18 protein-coding genes are annotated in these 25109 nt (G+C 71.4%); 13 read left to right on the top strand and 5 right to left on the bottom strand.

Going from position 1 to position 25109, the window contains the following annotated elements:
- Positions 1 to 130: 130 nt before the first annotated feature.
- From KBX71_RS02390 to KBX71_RS02400, 3 genes are all read right to left on the bottom strand, one after another.
- Entirely contained in the window at positions 131 to 1591 is a 1461-nt protein-coding gene (locus tag KBX71_RS02390) for a GTPase (protein WP_210816299.1), read from the bottom strand.
- Positions 1588 to 3444 (bottom strand): dynamin family protein, encoded by a 1857-nt coding sequence (locus KBX71_RS02395; RefSeq protein WP_210816632.1) that lies wholly within the window; start codon positions 3442 to 3444, stop codon positions 1588 to 1590. The genes KBX71_RS02390 and KBX71_RS02395 overlap by 4 nt, the downstream gene beginning before the upstream one ends.
- Before the next feature lie 115 nt (positions 3445 to 3559).
- Positions 3560 to 4447, bottom strand: a complete 888-nt coding sequence (locus KBX71_RS02400) for an IniB N-terminal domain-containing protein (protein ID WP_210816300.1) — start codon at positions 4445 to 4447, stop codon at positions 3560 to 3562.
- A gap of 300 nt (positions 4448 to 4747) precedes the next feature.
- On the opposite strand from KBX71_RS02400, the gene KBX71_RS02405 reads away from it, so the two are divergent.
- From KBX71_RS02405 to KBX71_RS02450, 10 genes are all read left to right on the top strand, one after another.
- Positions 4748 to 6016 (top strand): Hsp70 family protein, encoded by a 1269-nt coding sequence (locus KBX71_RS02405; protein WP_210816301.1) that lies wholly within the window; start codon positions 4748 to 4750, stop codon positions 6014 to 6016.
- On the top strand, positions 6013 to 8577 hold the full coding sequence (locus KBX71_RS02410; RefSeq protein ID WP_210816302.1) for a LuxR C-terminal-related transcriptional regulator: 2565 nt from the start codon (positions 6013 to 6015) through the stop codon (positions 8575 to 8577). The genes KBX71_RS02405 and KBX71_RS02410 overlap by 4 nt, the downstream gene beginning before the upstream one ends.
- A complete protein-coding gene (locus tag KBX71_RS02415; protein WP_210816303.1) occupies positions 8574 to 10538 on the top strand; it encodes a nitrate- and nitrite sensing domain-containing protein in 1965 nt (654 codons plus the stop codon). Before KBX71_RS02410 ends, KBX71_RS02415 begins: the two co-directional genes overlap by 4 nt.
- The gene (locus KBX71_RS02420; protein WP_210816304.1) at positions 10535 to 10984 is read left to right on the top strand and encodes a roadblock/LC7 domain-containing protein; all 450 of its coding nucleotides are present in this window, start codon (positions 10535 to 10537) and stop codon (positions 10982 to 10984) included. The genes KBX71_RS02415 and KBX71_RS02420 overlap by 4 nt, the downstream gene beginning before the upstream one ends.
- Complete coding sequence (locus KBX71_RS02425; RefSeq protein WP_124818116.1) at positions 10962 to 11342, top strand: DUF742 domain-containing protein; 381 nt, start codon at positions 10962 to 10964, stop codon at positions 11340 to 11342. Before KBX71_RS02420 ends, KBX71_RS02425 begins: the two co-directional genes overlap by 23 nt.
- Positions 11343 to 11416: 74 nt before the next feature.
- Positions 11417 to 12154: a cellulose binding domain-containing protein gene (locus KBX71_RS02430; RefSeq protein ID WP_210816305.1), complete on the top strand. Its 738-nt coding sequence runs from the start codon at positions 11417 to 11419 to the stop codon at positions 12152 to 12154.
- A 321-nt stretch (positions 12155 to 12475) separates the two neighbouring features.
- Positions 12476 to 13030 carry a sigma-70 family RNA polymerase sigma factor gene (locus tag KBX71_RS02435; RefSeq protein WP_307846927.1) on the top strand — a complete coding sequence of 185 codons (555 nt, stop codon included), beginning with the start codon at positions 12476 to 12478 and terminating at the stop codon, positions 13028 to 13030.
- Positions 13027 to 15498, top strand: a complete 2472-nt coding sequence (locus tag KBX71_RS02440; protein WP_210816306.1) for a hypothetical protein — start codon at positions 13027 to 13029, stop codon at positions 15496 to 15498. The genes KBX71_RS02435 and KBX71_RS02440 overlap by 4 nt, the downstream gene beginning before the upstream one ends.
- A 51-nt stretch (positions 15499 to 15549) precedes the next feature.
- Positions 15550 to 15843, top strand: coding sequence for a WXG100 family type VII secretion target (locus KBX71_RS02445; RefSeq protein WP_210816307.1), 294 nt, complete (start codon positions 15550 to 15552; stop codon positions 15841 to 15843).
- A 105-nt stretch (positions 15844 to 15948) separates the two neighbouring features.
- Positions 15949 to 20280, top strand: coding sequence for an FtsK/SpoIIIE domain-containing protein (locus KBX71_RS02450; RefSeq protein ID WP_210816308.1), 4332 nt, complete (start codon positions 15949 to 15951; stop codon positions 20278 to 20280).
- Between the two features lie 50 nt (positions 20281 to 20330).
- On the opposite strand, the gene KBX71_RS02455 is transcribed toward KBX71_RS02450, so the two are convergent.
- Together KBX71_RS02455 and KBX71_RS02460 are read right to left on the bottom strand one after the other, a co-directional pair.
- Positions 20331 to 20933, bottom strand: a complete 603-nt coding sequence (locus KBX71_RS02455; protein ID WP_210816309.1) for a hypothetical protein — start codon at positions 20931 to 20933, stop codon at positions 20331 to 20333.
- Positions 20930 to 21271, bottom strand: coding sequence for a hypothetical protein (locus tag KBX71_RS02460; RefSeq protein WP_210816310.1), 342 nt, complete (start codon positions 21269 to 21271; stop codon positions 20930 to 20932). Before KBX71_RS02460 ends, KBX71_RS02455 begins: the two co-directional genes overlap by 4 nt.
- Positions 21272 to 21346: 75 nt before the next feature.
- Between KBX71_RS02460 and KBX71_RS02465 the strand changes: the two genes are divergently transcribed.
- From KBX71_RS02465 to KBX71_RS02475, 3 genes are all read left to right on the top strand, one after another.
- Positions 21347 to 22384, top strand: coding sequence for a hypothetical protein (locus tag KBX71_RS02465; protein WP_210816311.1), 1038 nt, complete (start codon positions 21347 to 21349; stop codon positions 22382 to 22384).
- On the top strand, positions 22381 to 23658 hold the full coding sequence (locus KBX71_RS02470) for a hypothetical protein (RefSeq protein ID WP_210816312.1): 1278 nt from the start codon (positions 22381 to 22383) through the stop codon (positions 23656 to 23658). The genes KBX71_RS02465 and KBX71_RS02470 overlap by 4 nt, the downstream gene beginning before the upstream one ends.
- Before the next feature lie 80 nt (positions 23659 to 23738).
- Positions 23739 to 25082, top strand: coding sequence for a ferric reductase-like transmembrane domain-containing protein (locus KBX71_RS02475; protein WP_210816313.1), 1344 nt, complete (start codon positions 23739 to 23741; stop codon positions 25080 to 25082).
- The last annotated feature ends 27 nt before the right edge of the window (positions 25083 to 25109 follow it).

Raw genomic sequence — 25109 nt, forward strand, 5'->3', positions numbered from 1 at the left:
TTTCGAAGAGAAGCGAGCCATCCGGCCCGAAAGTTAGGTTAGGCTAACCAACGCTTCGAGTTTTGCCAACGCGGGGTGCCCATCACCTCGGGAAATGACCGAACGGCGGCGACCCTCGGCCCGCCGGCCCTCAGCGACCGCCCGCCACCAGCTCGGCGATCATCCCCTCGCAACTGCGGACGACGACCTGAGCGCCGCGCCGCTGCGCCAGCGGGAGCAGCGGATCCTCGGCCCGGTCCCGCCACCGCCACTGCGCGTCGGAAGCGACCTCCCAGAGCCGCCGCACGTCGGTCTCATGCTCGACACCGAGCCGAGCCGCGAGGCCCACCCCGTCACCGCCGACCAGCCGTTGCGCCTCGGCGGCCAGCTCCGCGTCGAACCCCAACCGGGTGTTCCGCAGGGCCACCAACAGGCGCAGCTCCCGGAACTCGTGGGCACCGGCGAGGATCTGCTCCACCGCGCCGACCAGTTCGGCGGACCCCCGGGTGGGCTCGGCCCGCAGCAGCGCCTCCACCGCGGCCAGCGCGGACCGAGCCTTGAGCGCGTCGCGGCGATCGATGAAACAGCGCGTCACCGACTCCCGCAGCTCGGTGAGACCGCTACGCCGAATCAGTTCGGCGGAGAGCTTCACCCGACTGTCGAACCCGCTGCGTACCAGCGTGGCCGCCAGCCGTACACCGAAGACCCCGAACCGACCCAGCAACGCGGCGCGCACCTCGGGATCCAGCCGCACCGGCAGCTCGCCGCGCAGGAAGCGGTCGGCGGAGATGAGGTGAGCGTCCAGCTCCGCCCGGGGCACCTGGGCCAGGGTCGCGAGCGCGGCGAAGTCCGACTCACCGAGCATCCGGCCCGCCAGGCCGATCATTCCACTGCACGCCACGACGTTGACGCTGAGCGCGTTCACCCTCGGGTCGCGGTAGTGCCGTCGGGCGAGCTGGCGTGCCGTGAGCAGGCCGTCGATCCGCCCCCCGCCGGTCTCGTCGGTGCGGGACAACACCATGATCACGTTGACCGGAGCCGACTGCCCGACGGCACTGTCCCGTGCGGACTCCAGCACCCGCAGATCGCTGTCGCGACCGTCGCGGGTCAGGTACAACACGGCGTCCGCGTCCCGCAGGACCCGCTCCAACACCGGCACCCGGCCCTGCTCGGCGCCCCCGGTGACCGCCGGGGTGTCGATGAGCGTGATCTGCCGCAGCGCCCGCGTCGGCCACCGCACCACGATGTCCCGCACGTCCCCCGCACCCCAGCCCAGATCCACCCGCAGCCCGGTCGCCGACTTCACCACTGCCAACTCCTGGGGCGGTTGCCCGACCGGGTAGGCGGTGGCGTGCGGCGCGGCCCCGTCCTCGTACCAGGTGAACGCGCCGTCCGCGCGCTCGACCGGCGCGACCTCCTCGCCCATCAACGCGTTGAGCACCGTCGACTTGCCCGATCGCCACGGGCCGACGACGGCGATCCGCAGCGGCTGCTCCAACCGGGCCACCCGATGCCGAAGCTCCGCGACGGCCCGGGGATTGTCCTGGTAAAGCTCGATGGCCTGGTGCAGCAAACCCCACGCCGCCTCATCCAGGCGCACCCCCACCGTCATGCCTGCGGCTCCAGCAGCAGCGGGGCGGAGCGGGCACCTGTCAACTGCTGAGCCTGCTCGTAGACCGCTGCCAACCGGGTCATCTTCAGCCGGATCTCGCGCTGCCGCTGATCGCGCAGGGAGGCATCGGTGTCAGCCTCCTGCTTCGCGCTGCGGAACGACTGCACGATGGCCTCCTGAAGCTCCTCGGTCAGCCCCGTGAAGTGGTCTCGCAGCATCCGCTGCACCTGCCGGGCGGCGTCGCGGCAGTCACGGATGATCCGGACGAAGACGTCGTCGACATGTCGCTGGATGGCCGTCTTGACTGTCGCCTGCCGACGACGGAGCAACTGCTTGCTCTCGTCGCTGATGCTCTTGCCGCCGAAGAGCGCCCCGATGCCGACCGAGACCGGATTGATCATCGGCATGCCGGCCAGGGTCGTCGCCAGACCGAACATCAGCATGCCGCCGTACGAGCCCTTCATGCCGGTGAACAACTTCTGGCCGGTGGTGAACCTGTCGATCGTCGGCCGTTGCAGCTCGGGCAGTCGCTCGCCGATGTCGCCGGGCATCGTCATCGACCAGGGCGGCAGCACGTCGTAGCCGTACCTGTCGAAGTTGGCGGCCACCCTCCGGGCGATCCAGTCACAGCGCTGGATCAACCACTCGTGGTTCGCCTCCGCCGCCTCCACCAGGCTCCTCTCCAGCCAGTCCTGGAAGGTGTCCCAGGCGACCAACGGATCGGCGGTGTCGAACGCCTCGTCCACCGCGCGCAGGATCTGGCGGGTCCGGTCGCGCAGGTCGTACTCGAGGTCGGCGAGCAGGTCGGTGATCTCGTCGGTCAGCGTGTTCTGCCAACGGGTGGAGCACCGACGCAGCTCGTCGACCTCGCGCTGCGCCGCGTGTAACCGGGAGATCGGCCCGGACTGCTCCTCGGCCTCCTGGGTCGCCAACTCGGCGCGCAGCGGCGCGGCCAACTGCTCCACCACCGTCCGGGCCACCGTCTGCACCGCCGCTCGGGCCAGGTGGTCGGCCTTGCCGGACATGTCGCGTTGCAGGCGGGCGATCAGCGCGGGGAAACCGGACTCGGCGTTGAGAACGCGGTCGTCGGCAGCGGCGGCACGCAGTCGCAGCGCCGCCGAGACCGGGATCAGCGTCGCCGGGACGCCCGCCTCGGCCAGGTGCTGCCGGTTGCGCTCAGCGACCGTGCGCCAGTCCGCCACCAGATCGGTCTTGCTCTGCACCACTATCACGTTCGGATGCGAACGCATGATGTGCAGCAGCATGTTCAACTCGGCGACCGACAACTCCCGGGTGGAGTCCGAGACCAGCAGCACGGTGTCCGCGCGGGCGGGCGCGGCGACCGAGGCGGCGGCGCCGATACCGGCAACCTCGTCGGTGCCGGGAGTGTCCACCAGCACCAGCCCGGCAGCGAGCAGGGCGCGGGGCAGTCCAATCTCGACGTACGCCGGGCCGCCACCCGGCCGACGCCCGACGAGGCCGGCGACGCCCGCCGCGACCTGGTTGAGCGCCACCGGGGTCCGCTCGACGGTCACCGCGGTGGCGGTGCCGGTGGGGTGACCCGGGGCTGGTGGCGAAGCCTGCGCCACCGCCGCGGTGGGGGCCTCGGCGTGCTGCACCACTGTCGGCAGGACTGTCGTACGGCCGTCGCCGACCGGACAGGCCGGAGCGTTGATGATCGCGTTGATCAGCTGGCTCTTGCCCTGGTTCGGCTCACCGATGACCAGGACACGCAGCGTCGGGTCCAGCAGTTGCGCACGCTTCTGTCGCACCGTCTGGAGGAGGTCACCACGACCGTGCGCAGTGCAGGTGCGGGCGATCTCGTCCAGCACGTCCAACCAGATCCCGGCCATCACCGCACCAAGTGTGCGGATTTCGGCTCAATTATCAAGAGGGACCGGATGTGGAACCGGGAAGGGCCGGATCGCCCGAGACGATCCGGCCCTTCGCTCCGACCGGAAATCCCTGTCAGAGCAGACCGCCGGTGATACCCAGCAGCCCGTGATCGGACGAGGCGTGTGAGTCGTCGCCGAGCACACCATCGGTGACTCCACCGGTCACGTCGCCGACCGTGTCGGTGACACCGGGGAGGAGGCTGTCCACCTGGTGCGTCACGCCGCCCACCGTCGACGACACGTCGAGCGGCGGGACCACGCCGCCGACGACGCCGTCGCCGTGCCCGAGGCCCAGCCCACCGAGGGTGTCGTCGACACCGAGGGAGCTGACTACCCCGCCGAGCTGACCGTGGGTGCCGGAGAGGACACCGCCGGTCAGGTCGCCGCCGATCAGGTTCGAGTCGGTGACGCCGAGCAGGCCGGTCGGGTCGCCGACGGTGCCGGTGACGTCCCCGATCACCGGGTCCGCGATCGCGTCCACCGGCTGCACCACGTCCGCGTCGAGGGTGTGCGCCACGTCGGCGACACCGGCCAGGTCGGTGTCGAGGCCGGACGGACCGATGCCCAGGCCGATGCCCGGCAGCACGGTGACCCCGGCGGCGGCGGTCGACGGGTCGACCGCGATGGCGCCGAGCACGCCGGCCTTGACGTCCACGCCGGTGGGCGAACTGGTGATGCTGATCTGCTGCGCCACGCTCTGCAACTGACCCACCACGTCGGTAGTGTCGGTGAGCAGCGGGTCCAGCCCGAGCTGCCCGACCGGCGAGGTCAGCGGCGCGAGGCCCGCCCCCGGCGCGTAGTCGACGACCAGCGGCACGACGTCCTGCACGTCCGCAGCGGTGATGTCGGTGAGCCCCGCGCCCCGCAACGCACCCTCGGGGTCGAGGTCGAAGGCCGACCGCGCGTCCGGGTTCGTCAGTAGGTCGAGCACGAAGTCGTGGAGGGTCTGCTGCGAGTCCATGTGCCGGTTCTCCTCGGATGTGGCATTGGCGGGTGTCGTACGTCGACGGTGACGACGTTATTGCCGGGGCCCGCCCCCGGGCATCGGGGCTGAACCCGCATCCGGGCCGGTTGAACTAGGGGCTCCGCCACCTCGTACGTTAGGGGGAGAGGGGGAAACCGTCCCGCCGAGATTAGGGTCCCGACCAGGGACTGATCTCTGGTACGAACGTAGGAGCCCGCGGGGTTCGCCGGGGGTGGGTCGTCGGACAGCCGACGCCATCGCCACCGACCGGCCGACTCACGGGGAGAGACAGAGACGATGCCGTACGTCCTGGGGATAGACATCGGAAGCAGCAACACGGCCGCCGCCGTCGCACGGCGACGCGGCGCGACCTGGACACGTCCCGAGGCCGTCCCGCTGAGCGCCGGCTCACCTCTCATGCCCTCGGTGCTCTGCCTGGCCGAGGACGGTTCGCTCCGTGTCGGCGAGCCCGCGACCGACGACGGCAGCCGCACCACCCGGGACTTCGTCCACCGGATCGGCGACGACGTGCCGGTGCTGCTCGGCGGCGAGCCGTGCGCGCCGCAGACGCTGACCGCCGAACTGGCGGCGTGGGTGGTGGAGCGGGTCCACGCCCTGCAGGGCGAGGCGGCCGAGGCGATCGTGCTCAGTCACCCGGCGGGGTGGCGCCCCTACCGGCGGGAGGTGCTGCACCGGGCACTGTCGGACCTCGGCCTACGGCACGTGACGTTGCTGCCCCGCACGGTCACCGTGGCCGAGAGCCACGCCGCTCGCGGGTTCGCGGGCAACATCGCAGTGGTCTACGCCCTGGGAGGCAACAGCTTCGAGGCCGCTCTGGTGCGCCGCACCCCGCGCGGCACGTACGAGACGTTCGGCACCCCGCAGGGTCTCGAGTCGATAGGTGGCGCCGACTTCGACGAGGCGCTGGCCGAGCATGCACGTACCATGCTGGCTCGGGAGTTGGCCACGACCGGACGTCGCGGGGCACAGGCCGCGCTGCGCGGACTGCGCGCGGAGTGTGACCGGGTCAAGCGGGTGCTGACCGTCGACCTCAGTGCCGACGTGGTGCTGACCCTGCCGAGCGGCCCGGCACGGGTGCCGGTGACCCGGGCGCAGTTCGAGGCCATGATCCGCCCGACGGTGCAGGCCACCGTCGACCTCCTGCTCCGGGCCGTGCGCAGTGCCGACCTGACTCCGGCGCAGCTCGACGGCGTCCTGCTGGCCGGCGGCTCCACCCGGGTCCCGCTCGTGACCGAGCTGATCAGCGCGGCCCTCCCGGTGCCCGTCGAGGTGGAACCGGACGCACAGTTGACCGCCGCCACCGGGGCGGCGATGGCCGCCTGCCAGGTGGTGTCACCACGCCCCCGCCAGCCGGCGCCGGCCCGCGTTCCGGCCCCGGTCAGCGGTGCCGAGCGGGCCACCCTCCCGGCGCCGCGCCGACCCCATCACACCGTTCCGGGCGATCCGCCACCGCGGCCGCCGGTCCGGGTCCTCCCACTGGAACTGCCGAAGCCGTCCCGCCTGGCGCTGGCCCGCAGCCGCGGACGTGAAGGATTACCCCGATGATCATGAATGACCTCGCCGCTCCAGGGTTGACAGTGGACAAGGGGTTGCAGGCGCTGCTGGACTCGGTCGCGCAGGATCCGACCGGCCCACTGACCGTCGGCGTCGCCGGCCCGGCCGGTCACGGGAAGACCGCGCTGCTCGCCGAGTTGGAGCGCGTTCACCAGCGCGCCGGGATCGCCGTACGCACGGCCGCGCCGGAGCCGGATGAGCCGGTCGACCCCGACACGGTGGTGCTTGTCGACGACGCGCACCTGCTCGACGACGCACGGATCGAGGCGCTGCTACGTCTGGTGGCCGGGCGCCGACACCGGTTGGTGGTGGCCCACCGCCCGTGGCCTCGGTCGGCGGCGTTCAGTGAGCTGGTCGACGCCCTGCGCCGCGACGGGCAGGCAGTGCTGCTCACGCCGTTCACCCGGGAGCAGACCGCCGCCTACCTCGCCGCCACACCGCAGCTGGGCCGCCCCGCCGACCTCGTCGACTTCGTCCACACGCAGACCGCCGGCGTACCCCGGGATGTCGAACGGCTGGCCCGCGGCCTGGCCGGCGCGGATTCCCGGACCGGCGCGACCGTCGACCCACCCCGGTCCGTCATCCTCGAATTCGCGCCGGACCTGGACGTTCAGCCCACCGAGGTACGACGGCTGCTGCTCGCCGTCGCGGCCGGCGGGGCGCTACCGGTCAGCATGCTCGGCACGTTGCTGGGTCGGGACCCGGCCGGAGTGGACGAACTGATCGCCACGACCAGGGCGGCCGGACTGCTCGGCGCGGACGGGCGGCTCGCGCCGATCGTCCGGCGGGCCGTCGCGACGCTCAGCCCCACCACCGAGCGGACGGCGGTCTGGCGCCGGCTCACCGAGTTGCAGCTCGCCCGGGGTGGCGCGGTGCTGCCGCTGGTCCGGTCCCTGCTCGCGGTCGGCGCGCTCGGCGACTGCCCGCCCGCGACCCTGGCCGCCGCGGCGGACGAGGCGCTGGCCGACGAGCCGGCGTTCGCCGCCGAACTGTTCGCGGCGGCGACGGCCGCCGGAGGGCCGCCCAACGCGCGGCAGGCGCTCGCCGCCGCGCTCGCCGGTGACCTCGACGACGCGCTCCGGCTGGCGGACCGACTGCTGGCCACGGCCGCTCCCCCGGACCGCTCCGAGGCGGCAGTGGTCGCCGCCACCGCTCTGGCCCACCGTGGTCACGTCGGGCGCAGCGTCGAGCTGTTCCGGTGGTCGGGCACCGCCTCTGCGGCGGCGTTCGCCATCGTCGGCGGGCTGGCCACCGGCAACCTGGCGGCCACCACCGAGTCGCCGGCGGGTGACCCGGCGGGCGAGCCGCCCACCCTGCACGCCAGCGCCGCCCGACTGATGGCCAACGGCGTACGCGAGAGCGTGACCGGCCCGCCGACCGCCGCGCTCTCCGCGCTCGTGCAGGCCGCCGCGTTGCTGGAGCCGGACGGGCGAGCGGCGCTGCTGCCGGACAGCCCGGCGGCCCTCGCCGCGTTGACGGCGGTGCACTGCGGAGAGTTGGAGATCGCCGAGCGGGTGCTGCACCGCGCCCTGGGCGCCGGTGTCGGCGGCCCGCTGATGGCTCGCCGCCACCGGCTGTTGCAGGCCTGGATCCTGATGGTCCGTGGCGAGATCCACGCCGCCGGCGAGCGCCTCGCCACGGTGACGCTCGACGGGCGGCAACTGGAGTCGCGCGACCAGCTCTTCGCCGCCGCGATCCGAATGGGCATCGGCCGGCGCAACAGTGACCTCGGGGCGCTCAAGCGGGGTTGGGGGCAGGCGCTGGAGGCCGTGGTGCGGCACCCCGTCGACCTGTTCACAGTGCTGCCGCTGGGTGAGCTGGCCATCGCGGGCGCGCGGCTGGGCGACCTGGCCCGGCTGGAGCCGTACCTGCAGCAGGGGCGTGCGCTGCTCGACCGCCTCGGCAACCCGCCACTGTGGAGCGTCCCGTTGCACTGGTGCGGGCTGCACGCCGCCATCCTGACCGGCGAGCCGACGGTCGCCGACGAACACGTCGCGGCGTTGCTCGCCGCAGCGGGCCACAGCCGGTACGCGGCAGTCGTCGCCGCCGCCGGGGAGAGCTGGGTGGAGGTCCTCCGGGGGGTCGTCGACCCGATCCGGGTGGAGGCCACCGCCCGCGGGCTGCACGACACCGGGCTGTGCTGGGACGGCGCCCGCCTCGCCGGGCAGGCCGCCATCCGCACCGCGGACCGGCGTGCGATGACCAACCTGCTGGAGTGCGCCCGAGCGTTGCAGGGGCGGCCCTCCGGCGGGCCCGGCGCGCAGACACCGACAACCGGTGCGAACACGGCACGGGTCGCCGGCCCCACCCAGCATGGGCTCAGCGACCGCGAGTACGAGGTTGCCGAGTTGGTGCTGGCCGGACTGACCTACCGGGAGATCGGCGACCGGCTCTTCATCTCGGCCAAGACCGTCGAACACCACGTGGCGCGGATGCGCAACCGGCTGAACTGCGCCAACCGCACCGAGCTGCTCGCGCTGCTGCGCACCCTCGTCGCCGACCGCGCGAGCGACACGGCCGGGCAACCGTGGCCGCAGCGGGCGAGCCGATGACCCGCAACGACGTTCGGCTGATCCGGACCAGGCTGGCCGTGCTGGCCGCCGTGCTGATCACGCTCTGGTCGTACGCGGCCTACGTGTCCACCCAGGACGCCGTCGACCTGCTACGCGTCCGGGCGCTGGCGGACACGCTGGGCCAGCCCATCGACCGCCTGATCCTGAGCCTGCAGACGGAACGCCGGATCACCGCCGAGACGATCGCCGGAGCGGGCCAGACGACGCCCGAGCTGGTCCGGGCCCGCGAAGGCACCGACCGGGCCGCCGCCGAGATCCGCGAGTTCTCGAAGGGGCGCGACCTTCGGCTGCTCAGCGCCGGCGCGGTCCGGGACCGGGCCGGCGAGCTGGTCCGACGGCTCGACGGCCTCGGCACGACCCGGTCCCGGATGGACACCGGGCGGCTCGACCAGACCGCGGCGATCGACGGGTACGACGAGGTCATCGACGTCGCCTTCGGCGTGTACGGCCCGGAGTGGGGCGCGTACGAGAGCGGGTTGGCCGCCGACACCCGCGCGGTGATCGCGCTGGCCCGCGCCCGGGAGCTGCTCGCTCGGGAGGACACACTGGTCAGCGCGGCCCTGACCGGCGCACGGCTCGGCGTCGACGAGCGGCGCCGGCTGACCGCGCTGGTCAGCATCCAGCGGTACGCGCGTGCCGAGGCGGCGGCCGGGCTCCTGCCCGACGGCCAGGCCGAGCACCAACGACTGGCTACCGGCCCCGAGTTCGCGGCTCTGCTCGCGCTGGAGGACCGGCTGCTGCTCCAGGCGGGCACCACCACCGCCCTGGCCGGTCTCACCGTCCAGGGCTGGCGGGCCGCGGCGGACGCCGCCCTCGGCGCGCTGCAGACACTTGTGACGAGCACCGCCCGCGGCAGCGTCGAGCGGGCCACACCCGGCGCCGCCGTGCTCATCGCGCGTACCGGGGCGGTGGTGGGGCTCGGCCTCATCGTCGTGCTGGTGCTCCTGCTGAGCTGGGCGGGCACCGTCCGACGCCTCACCGACGAGCTGACCAGGCCGGCGGCCGATCCGCCGGCTCCTGCGCCGGACACTCCGGCCCCGGCGCGAGATGCTCCGGCCCCGGCGCGAGATGCTCCGCCTCCGGGGGGTGACGCCCAGCGGGAGCTGTTCCTGGGGCTGACCCGACGCAACCAGGTCCTGCTACGCGACCAACTCAGCCTGCTGGACGGGATGCAACGTCGGGAACGGTCCACCGAGGAGACCGGCGAGCTGTTCCAGCTCGACCACCTCACCACCCGGATCCGACGCAACGTGGAGAAACTGATCTCCATGGCCGGCGCGACACCCGCCCGCCGCTGGCGGCGCCCGGTGCCACTGCTCGACGTGGCACGCGGCGCGGTCGCCGAGGTGCCGGACTACCACCGTGTCCTGATCGCGCCGCACTGGCCGTGGTCGCTGGCGGGGCCGGCCGTCACGGACGTCATCCACCTGCTGGCGGAACTCGTCGAGAACGCCCTGGCCTTCTCCGGGGCGGACACCACCGTCCGGGTCAGCGGCGAACAGCGACCGGAGGGATGCGCCATCCTCGTCATCGACGACGGCCCCGGCCTGAACGCCGCCGCGCTGGCCGAGGCGAACCACCTGCTCGGCAACCCGCCACCGGACGGGCCGCCCACGGGCCTCGCCGGGTGGTACGCCGCCGCCGTGCTGGCCCGCCGCTGCGGCGCCCACGTCTCGCTACGCCGCAGCCAGCGCGGTGGAACGGCCGCGATCGTGCTCCTTCCGTCCCGGCTGGTCATGGTCACCGACACCGACCGCGCACCGGCCAGCGCACCACCCGACAACCCGTACCCACCGCCCCGCACCGGCACCGACCTGCCCGACCCGAGCAGCGACGGCGCGCTGCCGACGCGGGTCCGCCACACCGGCCAGGAAAACGGCAGGACCAGCCTCGACACGGTCGAATTGCCAGTCGCGAGAAAAGCAAGGAGACATCAATGACGTCTGCAGTGGTCACCGAGGACGGCCTGACCGACGCCCTGAACAGCCTGGTCGACCGGGTGCACGGCGCGGAGTTCGCCGTGGTGCTCTCGCCGGACGGGCTGCCGCTCGGCGGCTCGCGGCGGGTGAGCGAAAAGCTGGCCGAGCAGATCTCCGGCGTGGTCGCCGGCCTGATCGCGTTGGGGCTGGCCGCCACCCGGACCTGCGACGCGGGTCGTCTGCGCCAGGTCGTGGTGCAGATGTCGCGAGCGTTCCTGTTCATCGCCACCATCCCGAACGGGACCATCCTCACCGTGCGGATCGCCGGTGACGACGTCGAAGTCGGTGACATGGCGTACGAGGTGGCGCTCTTCGTGGGGCAGGCCGAGCGGCACCTGCCGATCAGCCTGGGGCCGGCCTCCTCGGTGACGATCGGGGACACTGGTGCACACCAGCGGCACCACTGACGAGGCGTGGTACGACGACGACGCGGGCCCGGTCGCCCGGCCCTACACGATGACCGGGGGCCGCACCGCGCCCGCGCGCGGCCAGTTCGACCTGATCTCGCTGGTCGTCGCCCGGCGGGGGGTCACGCCCCCCACACCGCTCTTCCCCGAACAGGCGCGGATCGTCGAGCTGTGTCACCATCCAGTGTCGGTGGCTGAGGTTGGTGCCGAGTTGGACCTCCCGCTGGGGACCGTCCGGGTGCTGCTCGGCGACCTGCTCGCGGCCGGGCTGATCGAGACGCACGAACCGCCGATGCTGTCGGAGCTGCCGACCGAGGACCTGCTCCAGGCGATACTCGTCGGGCTTCGCGCTCTGTGACCGGGCTGGCGCCGCCCGCGACCGGCACGGATCGTGAGCGCGCACCTGGCGACGAACTGAAGGAGAGACAGGCAGTGCCGGCAACACCACCCCAGCCACGCCGTACCGTGGCGATCATCCTGCTGGATCGGGTCGTGGCCCTCGTCACGGCCACACGGCGGGTGCTCACCGGTCGGGAGGACGTCTCGCGGGCCACCTGGGTGGCCGTCGTCGCGGCGCTCGGGGTGCTGATCGCGACGGCCGTGTCGGTCGTCGGGGTGCTGCGTACGCCGGAGAAGTTGACGCCGGTGACCCTCGACCCGCCGCCGTCCGTGGAGCAGGTGGGCGAGTCGCCGTCCGGTACGCCCCGGGCGCAGGCGCGACCGGCGGTCACCAGCCCGGCGGTGCCCGCTCCCCCGCCCGCCTCGGCCTCCTCGGTCCCACCGGCCGTCGCGTCGTCGACCCGGCCCACGCCGACCGGTGCGACAGCCGAACCCACCCCGGCGGCCCTGGGCGCCGACTTCGCCATCACTGACAACGCCCTGCTCAGCTACGGCGCGACCGTGACGATCAGCAATCCCGGCGCGGTTCCGGCGCCGCGGTGGACGCTCGTCGTCACCCTGCCCCGGGAGTCACTGGGGGTCAGCGGGGTCGAGGGAGCGCAGGCCAGCCGGGACGGTGCGGTGTGGACGTTCGTGCCGGACACGAATTCGGGCCAGGTCCCCGGCAGCGCCTCGGTCCGGGTGACGTTCCGGGTCAACGGCTCGTTGACCGGTTCCGCCCCCAAGGCGTGCACCATCGACGGAGCCGCCTGCTCCGGCCTGTCGAGCTGACCAGTCCGGGATACCCCGATCGGGCTGCCGTCCTCAGAAACTCCTCAGAAAATCCAAAAGTATCGGCGCAGCGACTCCCGCAGGCTTTGACCGGGTCCGGACCGGCGGACCCACATGTCGAGGGGGGAGGTCGCCGCAGTGACTACGGGCCAGGCTCCCGCCATCGATGCCGTCGGCATGGGTGGCGGTGTACGGCAGGGACAGCTCCAGCACGCGCGGAGGCAGGGTACGCGGAAGGTCATCCGGAGGGACTGCGGCGGATCGCCCGGTGAGGCCACGCCCCGGACCTGGAGGCAGGTAGGGAATCTGGAGGCAGTTCGCGTGCCAGACCACACGCCAACCGCCGAACAGAACTATGCGGACCTGGTGGCCCGCTATGGCAAGCCGGTCCGGGCGTACGTTGCCCGGCTGACCGGGAACCGGAACATCGCCGACGACGTGTACCAGGAGACTCTGCTGCGGGCGTGGCGGCATCGGCAGGCGCTGGCCTCGCGGGACGGATCGGCTTGCAGCTGGTTGTACACGGTCGCGCACAACGCCGCTGTCGACGTGCTGCGCGGCCGACGGGCGTACCCGGTAACCGACGAGGCGTGGGACCTCCTGCAACGCCCCGTGCAGGATCACGCTGACGCTGTCGTGGCCACCGCCTACCTGATGCCCGCGCTGCGCCGGCTCAGCGCCGAACACCGCGATGTGATCTTCGAGCTCTACTACCGCCGCAGCACGGTGGCCGAGGCCGCCAAGTCCATCGGCATCCCGCCGGGAACCGTCAAGTCGCGCGCCCACTACGCGGTTCGTGCACTGCGCGCCGAACTGGTGCCGTTGATGCCGGAGTCTGGCCCCTCGACGCCGGCCCGTTCAGGGGATCTCCGGTGAGCAGACGGCACACCTCCGGGTTCACCATTTTGGGCATGGACCGGGACCCGACCCCGGGAGAGCCAGACCAGATCGACCAACTGGCTCGTTTCTACGAGGAGATCCGGGATGACGCCCAGACTGGCGTACGGGTCCTCGGCCGCGGCGGCTCGCTGTCGCGGGCGCGCGGTGAGTCCATGGAGAAACTTCGCGACATGCTCGACAAGCTGCCACGGAAGCTGCAGCAGACTGTCGACTCGTTCGATGCGGCGGCCCAGGCGTACCGGACCTATGCCCGGGCGTTGCGTGACCAGCAGACGCGGATCGACACGGCGATGGATCAGGCCACCGCTGCCGTAGGGGTCGCCAGGCGTACGGTGCCGCAGTCGCCGGCCGCCGCCACGCCGCTGGAGATCGCGGAGGTGAAGGCGCAGGCCGATGAGATCGCCGGGGCGCGCGCCGAACTCTCGGCTGCCCAGCGGCTCGCCGCGGACGCACGCCGGCTTCGAGAGGTCGCCTCCGCGCGTTGCAACCAGGCCCTCGACGACGCCGCCTCGAAAGCGATCAAACCACCGCCCCGGCGGCGCTTCTTCCAGCGCATCGGCGACTTCTTCCGGAACAACCCGATCTTTCGGCTGATCCTCGACATCACCATCGCGATCGTGGGAGTGGTCCTGCCCGTGGTCGGGCTTGTGCTCGCCGCGGTGGCGCTCGTCGTGACGGTGGCGGTCCAGGCCGCGAACGGCAACTTCGAACTGGGCACCCTTCTGGTGGGCCTGGTGGCCTTCGTCCCCGGCGCGAAGCTGATCGGCGCGTTCACGCGTGGTGCGAAGAGTGTGGCACCCGGGCTGGTCACGACGGTTCGTAGCGGCGCCAATACCTTCGGCAACATCGGCAAGAACAGCACCTTGATCACCGGCGCCCTCAAGTTCGGCGGCCGAGGGGGCGCCCTCGGTAGGCAGGTCGTGGCGGACTTCGGTAAGGGCGTGGTCGAGGAGGTCGCGACCGTCGGCCTCAACAAGCTGGGCAATAAGGACAGTCCTGGTTTCAACGCCGCGTCGATCTTCGGCGGCGCGGCGGCGGGTGCAGCGGCCGGTGGTGCTCTCGACGGCTTCCAGAAAGGTGTTTCACGCGGCACGGACTTCGACGTGCCGTCAGGCGCTGGCTCCCCACCGGGCGGCGGTTCCTCATCAGCCGGTAGCTCCCCATCAGTCGGCAGCGACTCCCCCTCGGCCGGCAGCTCCCCATCAGCCGGCAGCGACTCCCCCTCGGCCGGCAGCTCCCCATCAGCCGGCAACGACTCCCCACCGGGCGGCAGCGACCCCCGCGGAGGTGGCTTACCTGCTGGCGGTGGCACATCCGGTGGGAGCGAGGTGTCTGCCGGCGGCGGAACCGCGGCTGCCGCTGCTCCGGCCCCTGCAGGCGATTCACCGGCGGAAGGTCCAATCAGGAGCGATGCCCCGGCTGCCCCGGCGACACCGACACCGACACCGGCGGCACCGACGACCGGTGGTGGTCCGGGCCCATCGGGCCCCGGCACCGGGGCCAACGCGCCGGCACCCCCTTCGAGCGCGAAGCCGGATGGGACGAACACCGCGGCAGGGGGTGCCCCGACCACAGGCGGGTCCAACGCCGACACCGAGGCTTCGGAACCAAATCGCATCGCCCCAACCGGAGGCTCGGACGCCGGCGAGGGCCAGGCCGTGACGGATCCTCGAAACGGTTCCCCGGGCCCAGTCGGCCGAGAGGATGACGGCGCAACCGGCTCCACGTTCGACCTCGCGGCGACGACCGAAGGCAGTACTGCGGGCCAGCCTCCGGAGGCCCCTGCCTCCGGAGGCCCGACCCCAGTTGCTTCGGCACCCGAGGGGTCGAGACCCGGCGGCGCCGTGCCCGACAATCCATCTGGGACGGACGGGCAGCAGGCGCCGGGACCGGCCGCACCGCCGCCAGCCGGTACCGGTCCGGAGACCGCGAGCACGCCCGATACCGGGCCGGAGACCGCAAGCACGGCCACGTCACCGCCCGCTGCGGTGCCCGCTGCTCCCGGCACCGGTGGCCCTTCGCCCACGCCGCCGGCGGGTGCGTCGGGCGCCGCCGGCGGCGGAACGACACCTGGTCCGGAGAGATCGCAATCGCCATCGGAACCCGATGCGGGAGACGGACAGGACCCCGGCCCGCAGGCAGACCCGCTGTCCTCTGACGGTGACACCCCCGACGCCCGGAAGGTCGACGTGGACCCGGACGCCGAGGACACCATCGAGGAACGCGCCGCCGAGGCGGCGAAGGGAGCCGTCTCTGACGGCGTCGGCGGCGCAGCGTCGACCGCCATCGAGAACCGGCAGAGCGAGGACGACGAGGAGTCGCCGGTCGACGCACTGACTGAGGCAGCGGTCAAGGCGGGTGCTCTGTTCGCTGCGTCCGACGCGGCCACGAGTGCGTCGGCCGCAGATGACAGCACTGGTTTCACCAAGAGATTCCGCAGTTAGAAAGTGCCGGCCGACCGGCCGGCGCCCACAGAAAAAGCAAGGAGTAGCACCATGCCCGATTTCGCGGTCAACAGTGACGAGACAGCCCAGACCTCGGCGGCTCTGCTGAACGACTTCACCCAACTGCAGGACAAATTGGTCGAGGTACGAGGCAAGGTGCAGAACCTGCTCGCCGAGGGGTACCGCACCCCTGCGGCACAGCAGAAGTTCCAGCCCTTCTTCGACGAGTTCGCCAAGGGCTTCGACCAGGTGAACCAGGGCCTGCAGGGGATCGGCAACTACGTCCGTTCCGTCGGAGAGGCATTCGCCTCCACCGACCAGGATCTCGGTTCGCGCCTCGGCTGACGGCAGCGGCGGTAGAACCCTCGAACACGCCCGGAGCATTCAGCACCGGGCGTGTCCGCTGTTGATGAAAGGAGGAGGATCGAAGTGCGTCTCAACGTCAGTTTGATGTCCGACGCCTCGCCGGCTGCGGAGCCGCTGGTGGTGGAGGCGGAACCGGGTACCTCGGTGGGTGCGTTCACCGCCGAACTGGCCGGCGCCGTCGGAAGGGACCCGGGCACGCTCTTTCACGGTGAAACCCCGCTGGACCCGCGGTTGTCGTTGGCCGAGGCGAGGGTAGGTTCTGGCGCCGAGCTGGGCCTGAACCGTCCGGCACGACCCCCGGCCGGTCGGGCCGGCGCCGTCGAGGTGCGACTGGTGGGCGGTCCGGGCGCTGGGGGCATCGTGCTCCTGCCACCCGGGGAGTACGAGGTGGGAAGCGCGCCCACCTGCCGGGTGCGACTGGCCGGTGACGTTCCGCCGGTCGCCGCCCGGCTGCTGGTCACCGCGGAGCGTACGGTCGAGGTGACCGCCGTTTCGAAAATCGAGATGGACGGCAATCCACTGGACGGCACCGCCGAGTGGCCGGCAGGTCGCCAGGTGGCGATCGGCGGCATCCTGCTGGAGTTGGCGGCCGGGGTGCCGTTGCGGGCTCCGCTGGCCCGCGCGCAGGACGGTTTCACCTGGGAGTTCAACCGCCAGCCGCGCTTCTTCCCGCAGATCCCGGGTGGGCAGTTCCGGTTGCCGGTCGAGCCGACCAAGCCGGACAAGCGCCCTGTCCCGCTTGTGACTCTGCTGTTGATGCCGGCGATCGGCGCCCTGGTGGGCATTCTCGCGACGGGCAACTGGCGGTTCATCTTCCTGGCGTTGGTCTCGCCGTTGGGTGCGTTGCTGACCCAGTTCGGCACCAAGCGGCGCGGCAAGCAGAGCCTCGCCGAGCAGACGCAGGAGTACGAGGAGAAGCTCGCCCGGGTACGCACCGACATCGACGAGGCGGTTCTTGAGGAACAGCGCGCCCGGCGGTACGCCTATCCGGACCCGGCGTTCACCGGGCGGATCGCCACTTTGCCAGGCGAGCGCCTGTGGGAGCGCCGCTGGCGCGACGACGATTTCCTCGCGCTGCGGGTCGGCTCGTGCTCGATGCCGTCGGCGGTCCGGGTGGAGGATCCGGCGCTCGACGAGCATCGCCGGATCACCGTGCCCGAGTTGGGGCAGGTTCCGGTGGCCGTGGACGTACGGGACAGCGGTGTGGTCGGTGTGGCCGGGAGCCGTCTGGCACGCCTGGCACCCTGGCTGGTGGCGCAGGCAGCGGTCCTGCACAGTCCCGATGATCTGCGTATCTGTGTGCTCACCGAAGCAGCCGGCGAGCACCGCTGGTCGTGGTTGCGCTGGTTGCCTCATGTCCGGGCCGACGGCGAGGAGGCTTACGTCCGGATCGGCACCAGCGCCGAGTCGGTGTCGCGGCGCATCGCCGAGCTGAATCGGGTGATCGCAGCGAGGTCCTCCGGCGATCGGCAGAACGGCGCCGAGCGGGGTGGAGCCGCCGGAGAGCCGGACATCCTGGTCGTGTTCGACGGCGCACGGCGCGTACGGTCGATGCCGGGTGCGGTCACCGTGCTTCGTGATGGCCCCGCGGTCGGTGTCTATGTGCTCTGCCTGGAGCCGGAGGAGCGGTTACTGCCGGAGGAGTGCCGGGCCGTGGTGGTGTCCGGTCCCGACGGCGCCTCGGTGCGGACCGCGAAGGCTGCGCAGGTCGCCGGCATCCGTGCCGACGAACCCGATGCCGGATGGTACGAGCGCGCCGCCCGGCGCATGGCCCCGTTGGGCATCTCCGGTGACGGCGACGAGACCGTCCTGCCGCCGTCGGCGCGACTGCTCGACATCCTGGATCTGGAACCACCGACCCCGGAGAAGATCGAGGCGGGTTGGGCGATCCGGCCACGGAGTACGGAGGCGGTGCTCGGCGCCGGGTTGGACGGCCGGTTCGCGATCGACCTGGTGCGGGACGGGCCGCATGCCCTCATAGCGGGAACCACCGGCGCGGGAAAGTCGGAGTTGCTGCAGACGCTTGTGGCGACGCTGGCGGTGGCGAACCGGCCGGACGAGATGACCTTCGTGCTGGTCGACTACAAGGGCGGCAGCGCGTTCGCCGAGTGCGAGCAGTTGCCGCACACCGTCGGCATGGTGACCGACCTGGACACTCACCTTGTGGAACGGGCGCTGACCTCGCTCGGCGCGGAGCTGCGCCGTCGGGAGCATGTGCTCGCCGAGGCCGGCGCCTCCGACATCGTTCGCTACCAGGAACGCCGCGCCCGAGACACGACCATTCCACCGATGCCACGTCTGATCCTGGTGATCGACGAGTTCGCCTCGATGGTGCGGGAGTTGCCCGACTTCGTCACCGGTCTGGTCAACATCGCGCAGCGCGGCCGATCGCTCGGTATCCACCTGGTGCTGGCGACGCAGCGGCCGTCCGGGGCTGTGACCCCGGACATCCGGGCGAATACGAACCTGCGGATCGCGTTGCGTACCACAGATCAGGGTGAGAGCCGGGACATCATCGATGCACCCGATGCGGGCGAGCTGTCACCGCGTACACCGGGCCGGGCCTTCGCCCGCCTGGGGTACGCCGCGCTGCTGCCGTTCCAGGCCGGTCGTATCGGTGGAAAGCGTCCGGTGGTGGGAGAGCGCGCCGACGAGGTACGCATCGAGGTCGCCCACATCGACTGGACCCGACTGGGTGATCCGGTGCCCGCCCGGCAGGTGTCCCGGGACGTGTCCAGCGGCCCGGCCGATACCGACCTGCGGGAACTGGTCAATGCCATCGTCGCGGCGACCGACCGGCTCGGTGTGCGACGGCAACCGAGCCCCTGGCTGCAGCCGCTGTCCGACGTGGCGCAGTGGGCGGAGTTGCCGCAGCCCGCGGCGGCCGTGGTGCCGGGTGATCTCGGCGCGGTCGCGTACGGCATCGTTGACCTGCCGGCCTCGCAGAGCCGCGAACCCCTGCTGTTCGACGCCGATCGTGCGGGGCATGTCTTCTTCATCGGTTCCAGCCGTAGCGGCCGCTCGCAGGCGCTGCGTACCCTGGCGGGCGCGCTGGCGGTGCGGCACTCCACCGCCGACGTGCACGTCTACGCCATTGACTGTGGCAATGGGGCGCTCCTGCCGCTGGCCGGCCTGCCGCACTGCGGCGCGGTGGTGGACCGGCTGCAGACCGAGCGCCTGGATCGCATGCTGACCTGGCTCAACACCGAGTTGACCCGGCGACAGGCGCTCTTCGGAGAGCAGGGCGCGGCGGATCTGGCGGAGCAACGCCGGAGCGCCCGGACGGAGCAGCGGCTGCCACATCTGATGCTGTTGGTGGACCGTTTCGAGGTGTTCGAGCGGGACTTCGCGACGTACGACAACGGTAGCTATCTGGAGCGGCTCACCCGGCTGTTACGTGACGGCGCCGGGGTAGGCGTCCACGTTGTGCTGGCGGGCGACAAGGTCCTCGGCTCGGGCCGGTTCGCCGGCGCCACCGAGGAGAAGTTGGTACTGCGCCTCAACGATCGCAGCGACTACTCGCTGCTGGGCCTCAATCTCCGAGACGTGCCGCCGGACCAGGCCCCGGGACGGGCGATCCGGCTCGCCGACCACGCCGAGGCGCAGATCGCAGTGCTCGGCCCGGACATCACCGGGCAGGGGCAGGCAGCGGCGCTTTCCGAGGGTGCCCGGCAGATCACCGTTCGGGACGCCGCGTTGCCGGCGGCCGCTCGGCCACGCCGGTTCGCGGCGCTACCCGACCTGATCGGGTACGCCGAGGTCCGCCGGATGGCACCGGAGAACGGCCGTGCCCTCACCGCGTTCGTCGGGGTGGGCGGCGACGAGGTGATGCCTCTCGGGCCGGACTTCGTCGACATCCCGACCTTCGCCATCGGCGGCCCGCCGCGTTCGGGCCGCAGCACCGCGTTGTTGACGGTGGCCCGTTCTCTGCTGGAGAACGGCACCGGGTTGCTGGTCGTGGCGCCACGTCGCTCGCCGTTGCGAGATCTGGCCGGGTATCCGGGGGTGGCCGCGGTGGTGACCGATGCCGGTGTCGCAGCGGTGGACTTCCGGAAGTTGCTGAAGAGCATTCCTGAGGAGACCGGGGCGGTGGTGATCGACGATGCCGAGCTGCTCGCCCAGTCGGACATCGACGGTGACCTGAACATGCTGGCCCGCGGTGCGGCAGGCAACGGGTGGGGTCTGGTGGTGGCCGGAAACGCGGAGGCGTTGAGCCTCGGTCTGGCCGGCTGGCTGACCCAGCTCAAGCGCAACCGAGCCGGTCTGCTGATCGCACCGCAGAGCATCACCGACGGTGAGCTGATCGGCATGCGGATCCCGCGGGGCATCGTCGGGCAGGCCGCGCAGCCGGGGCGTGCCTACCTGCACCTGGGTGACGGGGTGCTGGCCGCCGTGCAGGTGCCGAAGGCGGACTGAACACACTGGGGCCGGTGGTGCCGTTCGGCACCACCGGCCCCAGTGCTGGATCAGGCGAAGCGAAGCGTGCCGGTGATCGCGTCGAAGACGTCGTAGAGGGCGTCAGCGAGCGGCAGGTTCGGGCTCATGCAGGTCACCACCAGGTACGACCCCGGCTGCGCCGGGACTGGAACGATCGTGTGCATCGCGACCATCACCGCGGACGTGGTCTCGGTCAGCTCGACGATCTCGGTGCCGATGATCCTGGCGACGACCCCGATGCCGAAGATGTTCGCGGAGGTGACGGTGCGGTCACCGTGGCCGTCGACCCTGGCCGGTCGGGACAGTTGCTCGGCGATGTCGGCCACCGACAGTTGCGTCCCGTCCGGCACGGTCACCCCGAATACCCCGACGAACGCCATGAGTAGCCCGCCGTCGTCATCGCGGGCGATCATCCCGGCCGCCGAAGTGGCCCCCTGCTGCCTGGCGGCGCGCAACAGGCGGCGGGCCTGGCGTAGCGCGTCGTCGACGGCTCTGCGCTGTTCGGGGGTGGCCGCTGCCGCCCGCAGTTCGCTCTGCTGCCTGCTGAAGTCCTGCCCCGCCAGGTCGTAGTCGAGCCACCCTTCCGGCACCTCGAAGGTGAACGACCCGGGAGTATGCACGGGGACGGTCACCTGACACCTCCCAGGCTGTCCCCACTCTGGTTGTCCACTGAGGTGAAGGCGTCGAGGATCGAGCCGATCGCCTCCACGATGTCGTCGCACTCGGCACGCAACTGCTTGCGGCCGGCGTCCCAGCGGTCCTCGAAATTTTCCGCCGCGTCCCGGACGGGGCTGCCGACAACCCGGTTGAAGTCCGCGGAACTCCGCTTCACGCTGATGGTCTGGAGTACCCGACGCATCGCATCCGCCGCCTGCTGGAGATCCTCGCCCGGGATCACGATGTCTGATCTGGCCATGCGGGCGTCACGGCGAGGCCCCGGAAACGGTTCAGGCGATGTGACGTAGATCATGTCTACCGAACCGGATGGGTCGGTCGGTCGTGCAGACCGTACCTGTCGACCCCGATCGAATCCGGAGGTGTCATCGTGGCCCGGACCCCGGCCAGCGCACTGACCGCCCCTCTTGCCGCGGTAGTGCTCTTCGCGGCCGCCTGCGCGGGTAACGACTCCAGCGCCCCGCCGGCGGCGCCCGTCCTCGCCGGCGGCGAGATCCAGTTGGTGGACGCGCCGGCCTCGACCGTCGGCCTGACCGGTGACGGCAGTGCTGACGACGCGGCCCCAGCGGCCACCACGAACCCCGCGGCCACTGCGGAGTCGGTGGCCCCTGCGGCCACCACGAAGTCCCCGGTGCCCACTCCCCCTACGTCCGATGCTCAGGCATCGGTGAAGTGGGTCCAGCTCTCCACGAACAAGGCGCCCATCGGCGAGACGGTGACCGACGTTACCGGTTTCACCCTCTACCGCTTTGCCGGCGACTCGGCCGAACCGCCGGCTTCGAAGTGCACCGGCGAATGCGCCAAGAGTTGGCCGCCGGTGTTGATCCAGGCCGGTGGCCGGGTCTTCGTCGACGGGATGAAGACCGACGACATCGGTGCGATCCGGCGGCCGGACGGTGGCGTGCAGGTCACCATCGGAGGCTGGCCGGCCTACCGTTTCGCCGGCGACACCGTGCCCGGTGACCTCAATGGTCAGGGCGCCGACGACGCCTGGTTCGCGTTCGCGCCCGACGGGAAAGCGATCGATGCGCTGATCGCCACGGCGGTCGTCAAGGCCGCGCAGCCGGACCGAACCACGACGCTTGTCGCCAAGAAGGGCAGGGAAGGTTCGATCATCGTCGACGACGACGGCGCGACGACCTACCGCTTCAACGAGGACGACACCGACCCTCCGGCCAGCAATTGCAAAGGCGTCTGTGCGGCGCTGTGGCAGCCGGTGGTCGCCAAGAACGGCGGCAAGGTGACGCTTGAGGGCATCGACGAGGACCGGGTCTGGTGGTTGCGCCGCAAGGACGGGACCAAACAGGTGACCCTGGATGGATCCCCGCTCTACCGCAACGTCGCGGACAAGAGCACCGACACGATCATCGCCAGCGCCGCCGCTCAGGGCTGGACCGCGGCCCGATGATCCGGCGGATCCTTCTGCTGTTGGCCACGGCGTTCACCGTCGCCCTTGTCGCACCGGTTGCCGCCCAGGCGGCTCCGGACGACGTGGTCAAGGTCGCCGTGGTGCGCGCCCCGGAGGCGAACGGCGGGCGCAACGACTCCCTGCCGCAGATCGCTCAGCGAACCCTCGGCGACCAGGCTCGTGCCACCGAGATCCTCGACCTGAACCGCGGACGGCCGCAGAGTGACGGCGGCACGCTCACCGACTCCGGCGAGGTCCGCGCCGGGTGGATCCTGCTGCTGCCAGCCGACGCCAGTGGCCCCGACGTCCGGTCGGGCCGGGTCGGGTCGGCCGCGGTGACCGGCGGAACACCCTTCTTCACCTGGAAGGTCGTGTCCGCGCTGGTCGGAGCGGTGATCCTGGCGTTGATCAGCCTGCTGGTGATCTTCCGTCGTCGGATCGGGCGCCGGGTACGCGACCGCTACAACGCATACGTCGACAACGCCCGCTGGCACCGTCAGATCCAGGAGCGGATGCGAGTACGCGCCCAACTCTCCGACGAGTTCACGGCGGACCGGGCCCGGCCCTCGCTGGCCTGGCACACCGCCGCCGAACTGACGGCCGAGCAGGTCGAGGCGTACGCCCTGCGCGTGGGCGAGGATACGGTGACCGCCTGGGTGACCGCCGATCACCCGCCCCTCAGCCCATGGCAGGCCGAAACGGACGGCATGTGGACGCGTACCGCGGGAGCGTCCGGCAACCCGCCGTCCCAGAGAGATGGGGTCGCGCCATGTCTGGTCCGGATCGGCGGCGGCGAGGACGGGACGCTCTTCGTGGACCTCACCTGGCTCGACGGGGTCCTCGCAATCGGCGGATCCGCCGGGGTCGCCATCGACGTCCTGGCGAATCTGCTCGCCGATCTGACGCGGTTCCGCCCGGACCTGCCGGTGCTGTCAGTGCAGGGACTCTGCGGTGAACCACCGGGTCTGCCATCCACCGCGATTCGCATGCGGTCGGTGACCGATCTACGGGCGACCGGTCCCGGCTCCGGTGCCGACGACGGGATGGTGCGCCTGGCCGCCCGCCGACGCACCCTCACCGCTCTGGCGGTGATCCCCGAGACGCCCTCGGCCGACGAGGCGGCGCACCTGCTCGCCGCGTGCGGGCCGGGCAGCGGGCAGGTCGCGATCGTGCTCGGCGATCTGCCAGGTGCACGTTGGCGCTGGAACGCGGAAGCCGACGGGAAGGTTCGCCTCCCGGAGATCGGAGTGACGGTGACGGCACCGTCCCGCTAGACCCATCGTCGGCTCTCACCCCGCCCCTTGTGGCAGCTCTCCCACCGGCCCTCGGCCGGGCCGTCTCAGGAAGGTTCGCGATGTACACCGCAACTCCGCCACAGGTGCGCCGCACCGGCCAGTCCAGAGCCGCCTACCTGATGCTCTGGACATTCCTCCTGGTCAACCTGATCATCGTCGAGCTGATGTTCGCCAATCCGAGCAGGCCGGCGTACAACACCCTGACCTCGGTCGGCCGGTTCTTCGGCCTGCATCTGGGCTTCGTGATGGCGCTTCAGTTGATGCTGATCGGGCGTATACCGTTCCTGGAACGGCGAATCGGCATGGACAAGCTCACCAACTGGCACCGCTGGACCGGCTTCGCGATCTTCTGGCTGGTGGTGCTGCACCCGACGTTCGTCCTGCTCGGCTATTCTCAGCTCGAGCAGATCTCGTTCTTCGCCGAGATCCCGAACCTGGCCAAGCAGATGCCCGTGCTGCTTGGCATGATCGCCGCCGGCCTGGTCGGTGTCATGGCGTTCACCTCGGTGCGGATGGCCCGCCGCCGGATGTCGTACGAGGCCTGGCACGCCACGCACATGGTGGTGTACGTGATGATCGTGCTGTCAGTGATCCACCAGGTCTACGAGGGCAGCGCGTTCGCCTCCAGCACTCTCACCAAGGCGTACTGGTGGGGTCTGTGGGCGTTCGCAATCGGTTCACTGCTCGTCAACCGGCTGTTCGTGCCGCTGGTGCGCAACGCACGTCACCGGCTGCGGGTCGTCGCCGTCGTCCCGGAGACGGATCAGGCTGTCTCCGTGTACGTGGGCGGCGACCGGCTCGACAGACTGCGCGCCCGGCCGGGCCAGTTCTTCTGGTGGCGCTTTCCCGGCCACAACTCCTGGTGGCAGGTCAACCCGTGGTCGCTCTCAGCCGCACCGGACGGTCGTACCCTGCGGCTGACCGCGAAGGCGATCGGTTCGACCAGCGCGGGGCTGAGGCAGTTGCCAGTGGGCACACGGGTCTACGTCGAAGGGCCCTACGGCGCACTCACCACCGCCGGCCGCACCCGGGAGAACACACTGCTGATCGCCGGCGGCATCGGCATCACCCCGATCCGGGCACTACTGGAGGACCCGGAACTGACCGGTGACGTCGTGGTCCTCTACCGGGCGCGGACGCCCGCCGACGCGGTGCTGATCGGCGAGCTGCGCAATCTGGTGCAGGACCGGGGAGCCCGGCTGCACCTGCTGACCGGCCGTACCACCGACGGCAGCCAACCGTTCAGCCCGGAGAGCCTGCGCGGCCTGGTGCCGGACATCGCCGACCGCGACGTCTACCTGTGCGGGCCGGCCGCGATGGCTACCACCGTACAGCGCAGCCTGCGTGCACTGCGGGTGCCGACCCGTCAGCGGCACATCGAGGCGTTCCGCCTGGGCGCGTGATGCGGAGGCCGGCGCTGACTCGCGGAG

Origin of the sequence: Micromonospora sp. D93, from assembly GCF_018070365.1 — a bacterium.
GTDB classification, from domain to species: domain Bacteria; phylum Actinomycetota; class Actinomycetes; order Mycobacteriales; family Micromonosporaceae; genus Micromonospora; species Micromonospora ureilytica.

Coding starts and splice junctions, on each gene's coding strand:
- KBX71_RS02390 (WP_210816299.1), bottom strand. CDS start 1,591: ATGACGGTGGGGGTGCGCCTGGATGAGGCGGCGTGGGGTTTGCTGCAC.
- KBX71_RS02395 (WP_210816632.1), bottom strand. CDS start 3,444: ATGGCCGGGATCTGGTTGGACGTGCTGGACGAGATCGCCCGCACCTGC.
- KBX71_RS02400 (WP_210816300.1), bottom strand. CDS start 4,447: ATGGACTCGCAGCAGACCCTCCACGACTTCGTGCTCGACCTACTGACG.
- KBX71_RS02405 (WP_210816301.1), top strand. CDS start 4,748: ATGCCGTACGTCCTGGGGATAGACATCGGAAGCAGCAACACGGCCGCC.
- KBX71_RS02410 (WP_210816302.1), top strand. CDS start 6,013: ATGATCATGAATGACCTCGCCGCTCCAGGGTTGACAGTGGACAAGGGG.
- KBX71_RS02415 (WP_210816303.1), top strand. CDS start 8,574: ATGACCCGCAACGACGTTCGGCTGATCCGGACCAGGCTGGCCGTGCTG.
- KBX71_RS02420 (WP_210816304.1), top strand. CDS start 10,535: ATGACGTCTGCAGTGGTCACCGAGGACGGCCTGACCGACGCCCTGAAC.
- KBX71_RS02445 (WP_210816307.1), top strand. CDS start 15,550: ATGCCCGATTTCGCGGTCAACAGTGACGAGACAGCCCAGACCTCGGCG.
- KBX71_RS02450 (WP_210816308.1), top strand. CDS start 15,949: ATGTCCGACGCCTCGCCGGCTGCGGAGCCGCTGGTGGTGGAGGCGGAA.
- KBX71_RS02460 (WP_210816310.1), bottom strand. CDS start 21,271: ATGATCTACGTCACATCGCCTGAACCGTTTCCGGGGCCTCGCCGTGAC.
- KBX71_RS02470 (WP_210816312.1), top strand. CDS start 22,381: ATGATCCGGCGGATCCTTCTGCTGTTGGCCACGGCGTTCACCGTCGCC.
- KBX71_RS02475 (WP_210816313.1), top strand. CDS start 23,739: ATGTACACCGCAACTCCGCCACAGGTGCGCCGCACCGGCCAGTCCAGA.